Raw genomic sequence first — 13644 nt, 5'->3', positions numbered from 1 at the left:
GTTTATCTCGTGCCTTTTTTATTAGCTTGGATTAAAGTTGTACACATAATATGATTTTATTGTCAGAAAATCCATAGAACCTTCGTATTAATTTGTGAGAAGCTTCTTAAGGAGGAAAAAAAGTGAATATAGATGAAAATAATTTTATAGAACAGATAAGAAAGAAAAATGCAAAAGCATTAGAATTTGTTGTAGATGAATACAGCAATTTGGTTTTTAGGGTAGTGCGGACTGTGTTGAATTTAGGTTTTCATGCTCAACATGCAGAAGAATGTGTAAATGATGTGTTTTGGGCAGTATGGAATAATATCGAAAGCTTTGACTTAGAAAAAGGAAATTTTAAATATTGGATTACTGCTATAGCAAAATATAAAGCTATAGATTATAAAAGAAAACTTTTTAAGCATAGTACAGATAAATCTATAGATGATTATAATTTACAAGATGAACTTAATGTAGAAAATGCATTAATATCAAAAGAAAATAGAGAAGAAATTTTAACCGCTATAAATGGAATGAGACCAGAGGATAAAGAAATATTTATAAGAAGATATTTTTTATATGAGGGAATAGAAAATATAGCAAAAATCTTTGGAGTAGATAGAAACTTAGTAGATAAAAGGCTTTCAAGAGGACGTAAATTTTTAAAGGAAAAGCTTATACCTTTGAAAGGAGAGATATTGTAATGAATAATAAGGATTTTAATTTAGAGGAAAAAGATATATATAAATTATTTAATGAAATAAGGATGGAAGAAAGTGAATTTAATGAAATGGAAGAAGAAATATCTACTATTGAAAAAGAAAGAATAAAGAAAAATTTGAATAAAAAGATTAAGGGACAAAAGGGTTTTAAGAAACTAAAATGTGGTTCTATAGCAGCAGCTATAAGTTTAATAAGCATTATAGGTATAGGTACGGCTTCATCTGCTTTTGCTGAAAATATTCCAGTATTGAGTTCTATAACACAAACACTTAACGATAAATTTGGATTCCATGGAGAATATGAAAAGTATTCTCAAGTAGTAAATAAAAGTGTTAAAGATAAAGGTATAACTTTTACATTAAATGAAGTTCTAGCAGATGATTCGAAAGTGGTTATAGGGTATACAATAAAAAGTGACAAAAAGATAAGTGATGAAGAAGCAATGTTTGTATTAAGTTCAGTAAAAATAAATGGGAAAATGTCTAGTGGATCACATGGTAGCTCAACTGGAAATTATATAGATGATTATACTTATGTAGGCACTGAAGAAATCCATACTAAAATACCTCAAGATTCTAATAAATTTAATGTGGATTTGAATGTTAGCGAAATAGGAAATGTAAAGGGTAAATGGAACTTTGCGTTCAGTATATCAAAAGAAGAATTATTAAAGAATAGTACTGTGTTTAAGCCAAATAAGAAAATAGATTTTCCAGATAGTAGTGCAACAATTGATAAGGTGGTATTTTCACCAATAGACACATCTATTTTCTTAAGTGGAAAGTCGAAAACTAAAAGAAGTGGAGGACACGGACTTCTTGATTATGATTATTGGATTGCTTTTGATGATAAAGGAATAGAGCTTACGCCAAAAGGACTTGGAGGAGGATCAGGAAATTTAAATGATGGAAACTTTAGTTGTGAAATGGATTATGTACACATGAAAAGTATTCCTAAATATTTAACTATTGTTCCTTGTAAAATTACTCCTTCTGGCGGTGGTGGAGTAAGTGTAGATAAGAATGGTAAAGAAACACCTATTAAAGTGGAAACAAGGGAGCCTAAAGAAATAAGTAAAGTTATAGATGGAATATATCCAATAGAATTGCCTCAAGGCAAAATGGGAAAAGTTATAATAAAAGAAATAAAAACAGAAAACAATAAAACTATAGTTAAATATACAGCACAAGGTAAGGCACCATATTTCCAAGCACAAGATATTCTCATAAAGGATGATAAAGGAAAAAATATTAAAATTAGAGATTATAACTTGAGAAAAGATGAAAATAATCCTAATGAATTTACAAAGACATTTGAAGCACTAGATCCTAATAAGAAATATACCATATATACTAATGATCTTAGTAATGTTGATTTTGGAGAGAATTTAAAGTTTACAATTGATTTTAATAAATAAAAATACCGTAATGAAAATCCTTAGAGGTTAAGATAACTCTAAGGATTTTTGTTGGTTTAACTTGGAATTAACAAAAAATTTAGATGTCTGCCTAATTTATTAAATATATAATAATAAAACTTATTTGCATATTCTATTTGTTGCTTAATATATAACTTTAGCATAAAAAGTATAGCAATAATTACCCTTTAAAAATACATAAAACATACTTGTAAAGGCTTTTCATGTACATAATAAGCTAATAAATGAGGATTTTAAGTGAATCATTTAAGTTGACAAAAAATGTGGTTATAAATATAATAAATTGACAGCTTGATTATGCTTTATATTAAAGTAACAATGGAGAGGGGATGGGAATAGAATATAAAATAAAAAAGATAAATTAATTTAAAGCGCCAGGACTTGAGTGAAAGAATAGACCTAAGCAAACTTAGCTTATGAGGTTATAGGGGGTTCCTTTTTAAAGGAAACTCAGCCTTTACGGCTGAGTAAGTTCGACTAACCAAATCGTAGATTTGGAGTCTCACTTAAGTTGACGAGGATGGGGAGTATCGAATCTTCGGCGGGTGCCCCACGGTAACGCACTACCGTTAACGGTTAATAAAATCAGAAAGTGATTTCTGACACAATATTAATCTGGTGTTAAAACCTTTATTGTAATACAATCTAGGGTGAATTTTAAATTTGCTATAGGTCTATTAAGTTTTGTTTATTTTAAAATTATAAACTTTAATAGGCTTTGGGGTTGTAAAAAAAATTATTTGATTTAAGAAAGGAAGATTTTTATGTGCGGAATAGTTGGTTTTATAGGAAAAAAGGATGCATCATCAGTTTTAATTGAGGGATTAAGTAAATTAGAATATAGAGGATATGACTCAGCAGGAGTTGCTATATATGATGGAGAAAGAATAAATGTTACAAAATGTAAAGGAAGACTTGTAAATCTTGAAAATAAGTTACAAGAAGAACCTTTAAAGGGAACATTAGGAATAGGACATACAAGATGGGCTACTCATGGTGAACCATCAGATTTAAATGCACATCCTCATAGTAATGAAGATGAAACAATAAGTGTTGTTCACAATGGAATAATAGAGAACTATATACACTTAAGAGAATGGTTAATTTCAAAAGGATATAAGTTTGTATCAGAAACAGATACAGAAGTTATACCTAATTTAATAGATTATTTTTATAATGGTGATTTAGTAGATGCGGTTATGAAGGCTGTAGCTAAAATGGAAGGAAGCTATGCTATAGGTGTAATATGTTCAAAAGAACCAGACAAGCTTGTAGCAGTAAGAAAGGATAGTCCATTAATAGTAGGACTTGGTAAAGGAGAATTCTTTATAGCCTCAGATATACCAGCAATATTAAATCATACTAGAGAGATATATCTTCTAAATGATAAAGAGTTTGTAGTTATGACTAAAGATGGAGTAAAACTTTTATCAGCAGAAGGAGAAGAAATAAAGAGAGATATATATCATGTAACTTGGAATGCTGATGCTGCTGAAAAAGGTGGATTTGAGCATTTTATGATAAAGGAAATTCATGAACAGCCAAAGGCTATAAAGGATACAATGACATCAAGAGTTATGCCAGGAAAGCCAATAACACTTGATAAAATAACAATAACAAAAGAACAAATAGAAAATATAGACAAAGTATATATAGTAGCTTGCGGAACTGCTTACCATGCGGGAATTGTAGGTAAGTATGTAATAGAAAAATTAGCAAGAATACCTGTAGAAGTAGATGTTGCTTCTGAATTTAGATATAGAGATCCAATAATAAATGAAAGAACTTTAATGATTGTTGTAAGTCAATCAGGAGAAACAGCAGATACTTTAGCAGCACTTAGAGAAGCTAAGGCTAATGGAGCTAGAGTAATAGCTGTAACTAATGTTGTTGGAAGCTCAGTATCAAGAGAAGCAGATGATGTATTATATACATGGGCAGGACCAGAAATTGCAGTTGCTTCAACAAAAGCATATGTAACTCAACTCATAGCAATGTATATTATAGCTTTATTCTTTGCTGAAAATAAGAAAACATTAAGTGAACCAGAAATAGAAGAAATAAAGAATGCAATGTTAATACTACCAGAAAAAGCAAAGGAAGTATTAGAAAATAAAGAAACTATACAAAAATTTGCTTCAAAAACTTATATGCATAAAGATATGTTCTTCTTAGGAAGAGGCCTTGATTATGCAGTAGCTATGGAAGGTTCATTAAAGCTTAAAGAAATATCATATATTCACTCTGAAGCTTATGCAGGTGGAGAATTAAAACATGGTCCTATAGCTTTGATTGAAAAAGGAACTATAGTAATAGCAGGAGCTACTCAAGAAAAATTATATGATAAGATGGTAAGTAACATTAAAGAAGTTAAAACTAGAGGAGCTAATGTTTTAGGTATCGCTTTTGAAGGTCATACTGAAATAGAAAAAACTGTAGATTCAGTATTATATATACCAGAAGTAAATGATGTATTGGCACCAGTAATATCTGTAATTCCATTACAGTTACTATCTTATTACATGGCAATACAAAAAGGCTGCGATGTTGATAAACCACGTAATTTGGCGAAAAGTGTAACAGTTGAATAATTTGATTATCAGTGATAAATATGCTGTAGTTATAAGTTAATATTGATGACAAATTATAATCAGCGATGACAGAGATTATAGAAAAATATAAATAATCTTTAGTTGATAATACAAGGATATGATTAAGAATCATGAATGGAATGAAGGTTAAATTCAGGTCCATTCATGATTTTTATTTTGTAAAGGAAATGTTAGTTTATTTGATAAATTTAAATTATTAAAAAACCTTATTCCGACAATAAGGTTTAAAATTTTTAAGTTGAAGTAAATACTGTTTTGAGATAAACTAATATTTGATGTTATGATTTATACAAGGGGTTATTATAATGAAAAAGTATTATACCATTGGAGAAACAGCGAAATTACTTGGCGTTACTACACAAACACTGCGTCATTATGAAAAAATAGGAATTCTTGAACCTAGTTATATATCTGATGAAAACGGATACAGGTATTATGAATTCAATCAATTCCACATCATTGATCGTATAAAATATCTGCAATATTTAGGCTTATCATTATCTGAAATTGGCAGCATAATAAAAAAAGGAACAGTTGAAGGTCTTCTTCCAGCATTGGAAGGGCAGTGGCAGACTGCTAATCAAGAATTAGAAGCTATTCGCGCAAGAATTAAGGATATAGAATGGTATATTGATTATTTTACTTATTTGAGTAAAATGGATGTATCTAAGGTGCTGTATCGTATGCATATGGAAACGAGGCACTTAGTTTATGTTCCTTGTTACGATTCTGATGAGTTAGCAGACATGGAAATTCGAATGGCTGAGGTGCGTAGTCGAGAAGAATTACATCAATTGTCTTATAGACGTCAATATGGTTATGAATTAACTACATCAGGATTGTTTCAGAGTAAATTTGAACCTAAAACATATTTTATTTATATTAAGAATAGGCCTCAATTTTTTACACCATTTTATAAAGAGCTTCCAGCGGGAGATTATCTATGTTTTCGTACAAAATTACTGCATGAAAAGTGGGATACGACAATTTTAAAAAAGTACTTTAATTCTCTTCCTAAGCCATCTACCATTGTTGCGCTGGAGTTTGAGGATAATTTAGTTGAATATATGAATACGGATTATGAAGTTCAAATTTTGATAGAGTAGTCTGTCTCATAAAAATCTAGTAGGATTATGATACTACTAAAAATAACAGAAGATGTGTATTCTATGTAATATGGAATACACATCTTCTGTTATTTTTTACGATTAGATTGATTATTTTTTGTCATACATGAAAATTATTGTTGACATTTATCTTAGAATAAGGTTTAAACTTACACATGTACCTTGGTGATAAGGTTTACATTTGCGAAAAATAAATCACTAAATTTATTATGCAGAAAATAAGGAGGAAATATTTATGAATTCTAAGGAGTTAACTAGAGAGACTAATATTTTGTATGCAGGAAGTGAGTCTAAACTTCCAATTGAACGTCCAGAAACACCACCTATTTATCATTCAACAGCAAATATTATTTCTGATATGGATGATTATGACTTCGCTAGCACTGGTGGTAAATATTATTATTGCCGAACTGCCAATCCCAATAGAGATGGTGTGGCTGAAGCTGTATCCTATTTAGAAAATGGAGAACAATCACTTGTTTGCTCTTCAGGAATGGCTGCTATTTCTACTACAATATTATCTCTTGTTAAAGCAGGCGATCATATAGTTGCTAGTCGTTCTATTTATGGAGAAACAATTGAATTATTTGAAAATATATTAAAGAAATTTGGTGTTGAGGTTACATATAGTGATTTTACAAATATAGATAGTATTCGTGCATCTTTGAAATCTAATACAAAGATGGTATATACAGAAATTATTGCTAATCCACTTATCGAAGTAGTAGATATTGAAGCTTTATCCGAAGCAGCTCACAGCGTAGGAGCATTAGTAGTTGTTGATAGCACCTTTACTACACCATTTGCAATTCGCCCACTAGAGCATGGAGCAGATATTGTTATTCACAGTTTAACAAAATATTTTGGAGGACATAGTGATATTACAGCTGGTTCGATTACTGCTTCAAAGGAATTGATGAAGAAAATATATTCAGATTACTTGCTTTTTGGAGGATGTTTAGATCCAAATAGTTCTTGGTTAATGCTTCGTAGTATAAGAACTATGGAAATGCGTGTCACTAAGCAATTTGAGAATGCTAGAAAGATTGCTGAAGCTTTGCAGGAAGATCCTCATGTACGTTATGTAAATTACCCAACTTTATCTAACCATCCTCAGCATGAATTAGCAGCAAGGATTATGCCAAATGGTTGTGGAGCTATGCTTAGCTTTCGTGTAGAAGATGATAGAGATAAAGTGAATACATTTATGCATAAATTGAAGTTAGTAAAATACCTTGGAACATTAGGCGGATATCGTACATCTATAGCACATCCAGCTACTGCATTCCGTAATGAGTTTACTCCTCAACAGCTTAAAGATATGGGAATGGAAGAAGGACTTATTCGTATTTCTACTGGCGCAGAAGCTATTGAAGATTTGATTGCTGATTTTAAACAAGCACTAACAGTTTTTGAGAATGTTTAATTTGTAAGGGGGGCCTATTATTATGCTTAAGAAGATTAATTTACCAATAGCATTACTTGCTGTAGGATTATTAATTGCTATGGTTATTCCTATGGTATTGTTTCCAGATGGAAGTGCTGCTGTAATTAACAACTTTTATTCAGCTATGACATTGAATTTTCCTTGGCTGTTCTTGTTGATTGCGTTTCTAAGTGCAGTATTTGCAGTATTTATTATGTTTTCAAAGTATGGAGACATTCGTTTAGGGGGTCCTGAGGCAAAGCCGCATTATAACCTTTTTACATGGATATCCATGAATATGTGTTCTGCAGCAGGAGCTGGAATTTTGATTTTTGGAATGGTAGAGTGGATGTACTATGTTAAAACTCCACCATTTGGTGTTAAGCCTATGTCGGTACAAGCTTATGAATATGCGTCTGCTTATGGAATGTTCCATTGGGGATTTTCAGCTTGGGCTATTTATTTGCCTGTTTCACTAGCACTAGGTTACATTTATTGGAATAAAAAAATGGATTCTTTGAATTTATCTGATCTTTGTAAAAATGTTTTGAAAGGTGACAGCCCGTTAGTTAAAATTACACGTATTTGCATAGATGGTGTTGTTGCATTTGGTTACATTGGAGGTTTGGTTTGTACAATAGGCTTAGGAACTTCTATATTAGCTGAATTAGCGGGATATTTGTTAAATATGCCAGTTACTTTTGGATTGCGTATAAGTATTATTTTAGTATTTTGCGTATTTTTTATCCTATCTACATCTAAAAGTATTGCTAAGGGAGTTGGAATCATAAGTGGGTTTAATGTTAAATTAGCCATTGGATTCTTTGTTTTTGTTTTCTTAGTAGGACCAAAATCATTTATCTTAAATAATTTTACTATGGCTATTGGAACAAATATTCGTGAGTTTGTTCATATGAGCTTTAATACTGATTCTATTGCAAAAACTGGATTTATTCAACAGTGGACAATTTTTTATTGGACTTGGTATGTTGGATGTACTATTTCTGATGGTTTATGGCTGGCTCGTGTTTCTTATGGACGTACATTCCGTGAAATTGCTGTTGTAAGATGTATTTGGACATCATTAGCTTGTTGGGTGGCATTTGCTGTGCTTGGAAACTATGGAATGAGTTTAGAGTTATCAGGAAAGCTTAATTTATCCCAGATGGTTATTGATAGTGGTAATAATGCAGCGGTATTAGCTGTATTAAAGACATTGCCTTTATCTGGTGCAGCCATTGCTGTGTATATGGCTGTAGTATTTATTACTTTAGCATGTGGCGCTACAGCGGCTTCTACAGTTGTATCAATGCTTACTTCTAAAAATCTTAAAAATGATGAAGAGCCTAATAAATGGTATAAGGTATTTTGGGCATTTCTTGTGTTACTTTTACCAGTTGGTATTTTATTCCTTGAGCATATGGTGCCTGGATTAAATGTTTTAAAAACAATACAATCTGTTACATCAGTTTTTGCTATTCCAATGTTGTTTGTTATAGCACTGCTTCTTGTATCATTCTACAAGATACTAAAGAAAGATATTGAAAGTAAAGATATTCCTGTAGACAAGAATAAATTGTTTAAATGGAATGGCTAAATAAGTAAAAGAAATGCTATTATATAGCCTTGCTACATAATGGCATTTCTTTTATTACTTCATATATTTCATTCCAGTTTAAAACTCTAACTATATTTTTGTTTAAGGGTTTCCTATTATAATTGGTGTCTATAAGCAATACTTTAAAACCATTTTCTGATAACTGCAGAGCATTTTCATAAGAATCCTCTATAAATATATCACATTTAAGTTTTCGAGCCATATCTACTTTGTAATGAGTACCTAGAACAAAAATATCATCATAAGGAATGCTATTGTTGTTTAAATAAGAGTAAGTGAGAAGTTTTAAATCTTTATCTCTGGCTGTAACAAAATATATAGTATTTAGCTTTATTAATTCTTCTATTACTTCTTTAGCATTTTCTCTTAAACTCACATTATCATTATGCATTTTGAACTTGTTTTTATCATAAAAATCATAATACTCATCTCTAGTTACTCCCATAACTATATCAACTTTATACTCTGTTACTTTATCAATAGTTACATTTTTATTAAAGTATTTATTGGCAATATCTAGCCAAAAGTAAGGATCAGTAATTGTTCCGTCAATATCAATACATATATTAAGATTTTTCATATTTAACACCAACCTTTAATTTTATTTTTTATTAATTTCTTTTTGATTTATAGAATTAATTATGGCAATTTGATAATTTCTTGATATATCATCAGGAGTTTCTTCTAAGTTAATGAATGTAATAGATTTGCTAGGAATATTAATTTGTTGTTTTAAATTGTAATTAGAGTTATACAATGTGTTAGAAATTGTGGTTATAAATAAACTTATCATTAAGATCATGCTAGCAATTAGAAATTGTTGTTTGTCATAATCAAACACTTTTAATTCACCTTTCCTTTTTAAAATTGTAGGTAATAAGACATTTTATAACCAATATCATAAGTTTTACTGTAATTTATATTAGATAAAAAACTAAGAAGGAGGATAGAGTTCCTAAAATTGTGCCGGCAAATACATCGGAAGGATAATGTACTCCTAAATAAATTCTGGATATACCAACAAGAGAAGCTAATAGCATAAGTAAAAAGGTTATAGATGGACAAAACAATGAAATCATAACACAGATAGTAAAAGCTGCGGTTGTATGCCCTGAAGGAAAAGAATATTCATCTATTCCAATCTTTTGTATATTTAGGTTATTTACTATTAAAAAGGGCCTAATTCTACTTACACTTTTTTTAAATACTTGAGCAATAATAGTACTTATTATTAGAGAAATTGTACATTTTAATCCAACCATATGAATAAAAGAATTTGGATTTAACTCTGTAAACAAACAAAATGTAATTAATGAAAAGTTAGAGGCTAAACGAGTGACTAACGGCATAATAATATCCAAACATTTGCATTTGAGTGATATATTAATTGTTTTAAGTAGAAATGTATCGCCATGCTGTATATGGTTCAGTATCTTCATAGGACATCCTCCCTCTTTAAATACATTATATATATTTATCTTTAAGAACACTTTAAAATAGTGTTAAGTAAACTTTAAAATAATAATATAAATTTATAGATCATCTATAATATAAAAATTTATGCATAAAAAAGTGCACTTCCAATTTTAAATTGGGAGTGCACTTCATAATATTTCTAGATATGGTTACTATAGTACTTATTAATGCTATTCAACAGTTTTTTCATTAGAAAATATACTACCAAAAATCATTATAATTCCAAAGATAATTAGATATGCAACAACTGCAATTTTATGAGAAAAACAAGCAGCAATTATCATAAAAATACATCCTGCTAGGGAAACAGTAGGTGCTACAAATCTTTTGAAAGGACTTAAATCTTTTTCTTTTTTTATCATCATAAAGAAAATAGGAATATACATTGCATAAATAGTTACTATAGGTAATTCTGAAGAATCAAAAGAGAAAAATCCAAACCAAGGCTTGGTCAAATTAGCACCATAGAAATACAATAGCCATATACCACAAAGAAGCAATCCAAATATTGATGAATTTGTTGGCATGTATGTAATACTATCAACTTGTTTAAATATATTTGGCTTTGGACCAAGACCTCTTGCTGCTAATGAAAAAATACCACGAGTACATCCAAGCATTAATCCATTTAAAGTTCCAAGACAAGAAATAATAACAAATACAAATAACAAAGAACCACCTAGCGATGAAAAAATTGTCTGGAATGCTAATTTAGCTCCTGATTCGCCGCCTGCCATCATAACTTTATTTGCTACTGCTCCAGATAATCCAATATAGTAAAGTATATAAATTGCCATAGTTATAAAAGTTCCTCCAACAAGAGCTATTGGAAGATTCCTCTTTGCATCTTTTAGTTCAGCATTGATACTTGTGGCAATGATCCATCCTTCATAAGCAAATGCTGTAGCAACAACAGCTGTAAAAAGCCCAGTGGAAGGATTAACTTGTTTTACTACAGTTGTAAAGTTATATTTAATCATACCATTGCCTACACCCGCTATTGTACCAATTACAGCCATTAAAATTAATGGAATGAGTTTTATAACCGTTGTACTAACTTGAAATTTACCTGCTAAAACAGGAGATAATGCATTTAATGCAAAGCTTGCTATTAAATATAGACATGCGATAGTCATACATTCTCCTCCAGTAATTGGAAAACCAAATAGCACACAAGTGTACCTAGCTGAAACCCATGCTAATACTGATGTTAATGTTGGATAATAAATCAATGCCATAAACCATCCAACATAATATGCATATTTTTTGCCTAAAGTAGCTTGGGCATAGTCGACTACACCATTTACATATTGATATTTAGTTGCCATTACAGCGAAGGTATAAGCACAAGAAATCATAATAATACCGCCTATAATCCAAGCAAGGATACCTAGGAAAAGGTTTCCACCAGTTGCATTTAAAACCTTTTCTGCTTTAAAAAAGACACCACTACCTATAACTATACCAATTACCATGGCTATAGCTGTGATTAGACCATATCTTTTTTCTAATTTTGTTTCCATAAATAAACCACCTCTTTGCCCCAATTTTGTATTTTATTATACTTTAACCCTTTATAGTTATAAAATCAATACTCTTAGGTTGATAGAATATATTCCACAATTGTAATAATGTTACTAAGTATCAAAAGTGTACATATTTAGAAATTTATAAAAGAATTTTTGTACTGCATTGAAAATATTTGTTGCAATAAATAGATTAGAATTTAGAGGTTACTAATTTATTTAATATGTTTAAATGGGTAAGTAATAAAAAAGTAATGATAGTTTTATAACAGGTACTAACACAGCCATTTCCATGCCTTGACATACATAAGTTTATGATGTATTCTTTTTGTTATATTAAAATACTTTATAAAAATATTTTGGAATTTTTATATATGGAGTTGCAATATTTGCTGCACCTGTTGATAAACTTTGAACTATTAAATTTCTCAAAAAAAATGAAAGGAAAATTTATAATATGAAAAAATTAAAACGTACTTTAACAGTTTTAATTGGTGTAGTTATAGCATCTCAGATTTATTTTGGATTTCTAATTCAAGATTTTACTATAGCCCTTTCAGTAATTGTATTTTCTGTATTCCTTTATAATTATACTGAATTGAATCCAATACAAACAGCAATACTTACTGGAATATCTACAACATTTTATAGATCAATATGGGTTTATTGTACAAACATGGATTTTATGAAAACCATTAGAATAACTACACCAGAAATAATGTTTTTTACTACTTTTGGATTTTTGTTTTATTTCTTATATTATAAAAATGCAAAAAAGGATTTAACAAGATTTATACTTTCAGTGTTTTGTTGTGATTTTATTTCAAATGTTGTTGAAATAAGCATTCGAACTAGAACGAATGGAGAAAACAGCAATATGATCAAAGCTCTTTTAATAGTGGCTTGTATAAGAACTTTAGTGGTTTTGATTATATTAATATTAATGAAATATTATAAATCATTTCTGGTAAAAGAAGAACATGAGGAACGTTACAGAAAATTGATATTGTTAACTTCAAGCTTTAAAAGTGAAATATATTTTATGAACAAGAATGCATCTGAAATAGAAGATGTAATGAAAAAGTCTTTTTCAGCATATGAGATCGTTTCTAAGAATAATTATTCTGAAGAACTAAAAAATCTTACACTTGATATTGCTAAAGATATCCATGAGATTAAAAAGGATTATATCAGAGTTATGAGAGGGCTTGAAGAAATGTCTAATGAAAAAATAGATGTTGAACATATGAAGATAAAAGATATTATAGGTATTTTAGAAATATATACAAAGGATTACATAATTGCAAAAAGCTTAAATATTGAGTTAGATTTTAAGGTTGAATGTAATTTTTATGTTTCTCAACATTTTTACTTAGTATCAATTATAAGAAATCTTATTTTTAATGGTATAGAAGCTATAGATGAAAATAAAAAAGGATTAATTAAATTGCAAATTGAGGAGCAGGGAGATGAATATATTTTTATTGTATCTGATAATGGGACGGGTATAAATGAAGGTAATTTAGATTTTATATTTAATCCTGGTTTTTCTACAAAGTATGATAAAAGTGGCAGCATATGTAGGGGAATAGGTCTTACATTAGTAAAGGATTTGGTTCAGAATATTTTTAAAGGAAGTATATCTGTAGAGTCTGTACAAAACGAAGGTACAACCTTTACAGTAAAAATACCAATAAGTTCGTTTAGGAGGTAAGT

The 13644-nt window shown here is 29.7% G+C and carries 11 protein-coding genes; 7 read left to right on the top strand and 4 right to left on the bottom strand.

Going from position 1 to position 13644, the window contains the following annotated elements; translation table 11 throughout:
- Positions 1 to 122: 122 nt before the first annotated feature.
- From Q6H37_RS28135 to Q6H37_RS28110, 6 genes are all read left to right on the top strand, one after another.
- Entirely contained in the window at positions 123 to 686 is a 564-nt protein-coding gene (locus Q6H37_RS28135) for a sigma-70 family RNA polymerase sigma factor (RefSeq protein ID WP_318738305.1), read from the top strand.
- Entirely contained in the window at positions 686 to 2122 is a 1437-nt protein-coding gene (locus tag Q6H37_RS28130; RefSeq protein WP_318738303.1) for a DUF4179 domain-containing protein, read from the top strand. Before Q6H37_RS28135 ends, Q6H37_RS28130 begins: the two co-directional genes overlap by 1 nt.
- Positions 2123 to 2907: 785 nt before the next feature.
- A complete protein-coding gene (gene glmS, locus Q6H37_RS28125; RefSeq protein WP_318738302.1) occupies positions 2908 to 4734 on the top strand; it encodes a glutamine--fructose-6-phosphate transaminase (isomerizing) in 1827 nt (608 codons plus the stop codon).
- Positions 4735 to 5060: 326 nt separating this feature from the next.
- Positions 5061 to 5861 carry a helix-turn-helix domain-containing protein gene (locus Q6H37_RS28120; protein WP_318738300.1) on the top strand — a complete coding sequence of 267 codons (801 nt, stop codon included), beginning with the start codon at positions 5061 to 5063 and terminating at the stop codon, positions 5859 to 5861.
- A gap of 256 nt (positions 5862 to 6117) precedes the next feature.
- On the top strand, positions 6118 to 7308 hold the full coding sequence (locus Q6H37_RS28115; RefSeq protein WP_318738299.1) for an aminotransferase class I/II-fold pyridoxal phosphate-dependent enzyme: 1191 nt from the start codon (positions 6118 to 6120) through the stop codon (positions 7306 to 7308).
- 22 nt (positions 7309 to 7330) lie between these two features.
- Positions 7331 to 8905 (top strand): BCCT family transporter, encoded by a 1575-nt coding sequence (locus tag Q6H37_RS28110; RefSeq protein WP_318738297.1) that lies wholly within the window; start codon positions 7331 to 7333, stop codon positions 8903 to 8905.
- A gap of 19 nt (positions 8906 to 8924) precedes the next feature.
- On the opposite strand, the gene Q6H37_RS28105 is transcribed toward Q6H37_RS28110, so the two are convergent.
- The 4 genes from Q6H37_RS28105 to Q6H37_RS28090 all read right to left on the bottom strand — a co-directional run bounded on the left by Q6H37_RS28105 (position 8925) and on the right by Q6H37_RS28090 (position 11925).
- Positions 8925 to 9506 (bottom strand): 5' nucleotidase, NT5C type, encoded by a 582-nt coding sequence (locus Q6H37_RS28105; protein WP_318738295.1) that lies wholly within the window; start codon positions 9504 to 9506, stop codon positions 8925 to 8927.
- A gap of 21 nt (positions 9507 to 9527) precedes the next feature.
- Entirely contained in the window at positions 9528 to 9767 is a 240-nt protein-coding gene (locus Q6H37_RS28100; RefSeq protein ID WP_318738292.1) for a hypothetical protein, read from the bottom strand.
- A gap of 76 nt (positions 9768 to 9843) precedes the next feature.
- Positions 9844 to 10365: a phosphatase PAP2 family protein gene (locus Q6H37_RS28095; RefSeq protein ID WP_318738290.1), complete on the bottom strand. Its 522-nt coding sequence runs from the start codon at positions 10363 to 10365 to the stop codon at positions 9844 to 9846.
- 207 nt (positions 10366 to 10572) lie between these two features.
- On the bottom strand, positions 10573 to 11925 hold the full coding sequence (locus Q6H37_RS28090; RefSeq protein WP_318738289.1) for an APC family permease: 1353 nt from the start codon (positions 11923 to 11925) through the stop codon (positions 10573 to 10575).
- Between the two features lie 460 nt (positions 11926 to 12385).
- Between Q6H37_RS28090 and Q6H37_RS28085 the strand changes: the two genes are divergently transcribed.
- The gene (locus Q6H37_RS28085; RefSeq protein ID WP_318738287.1) at positions 12386 to 13642 is read left to right on the top strand and encodes a sensor histidine kinase; all 1257 of its coding nucleotides are present in this window, start codon (positions 12386 to 12388) and stop codon (positions 13640 to 13642) included.
- Positions 13643 to 13644 lie beyond the last annotated feature (2 nt).

The organism is Clostridium sp. JS66 (assembly GCF_033561535.1).
GTDB lineage: Bacteria > Bacillota > Clostridia > Clostridiales > Clostridiaceae > Clostridium_AM > Clostridium_AM carboxidivorans.
This window is presented reverse-complemented; position numbering and strand designations above follow the sequence as displayed.

Bases quoted from the DNA above. Each gene is read 5' to 3' on its own strand.
- Q6H37_RS28130 (WP_318738303.1), top strand. From the start codon at position 686: ATGAATAATAAGGATTTTAATTTAGAGGAAAAAGATATATATAAATTA.
- glmS (WP_318738302.1), top strand. From the start codon at position 2,908: ATGTGCGGAATAGTTGGTTTTATAGGAAAAAAGGATGCATCATCAGTT.
- Q6H37_RS28120 (WP_318738300.1), top strand. From the start codon at position 5,061: ATGAAAAAGTATTATACCATTGGAGAAACAGCGAAATTACTTGGCGTT.
- Q6H37_RS28115 (WP_318738299.1), top strand. From the start codon at position 6,118: ATGAATTCTAAGGAGTTAACTAGAGAGACTAATATTTTGTATGCAGGA.
- Q6H37_RS28110 (WP_318738297.1), top strand. From the start codon at position 7,331: ATGCTTAAGAAGATTAATTTACCAATAGCATTACTTGCTGTAGGATTA.
- Q6H37_RS28105 (WP_318738295.1), bottom strand. From the start codon at position 9,506: ATGAAAAATCTTAATATATGTATTGATATTGACGGAACAATTACTGAT.
- Q6H37_RS28095 (WP_318738290.1), bottom strand. From the start codon at position 10,365: ATGAAGATACTGAACCATATACAGCATGGCGATACATTTCTACTTAAA.
- Q6H37_RS28090 (WP_318738289.1), bottom strand. From the start codon at position 11,925: ATGGAAACAAAATTAGAAAAAAGATATGGTCTAATCACAGCTATAGCC.
- Q6H37_RS28085 (WP_318738287.1), top strand. From the start codon at position 12,386: ATGAAAAAATTAAAACGTACTTTAACAGTTTTAATTGGTGTAGTTATA.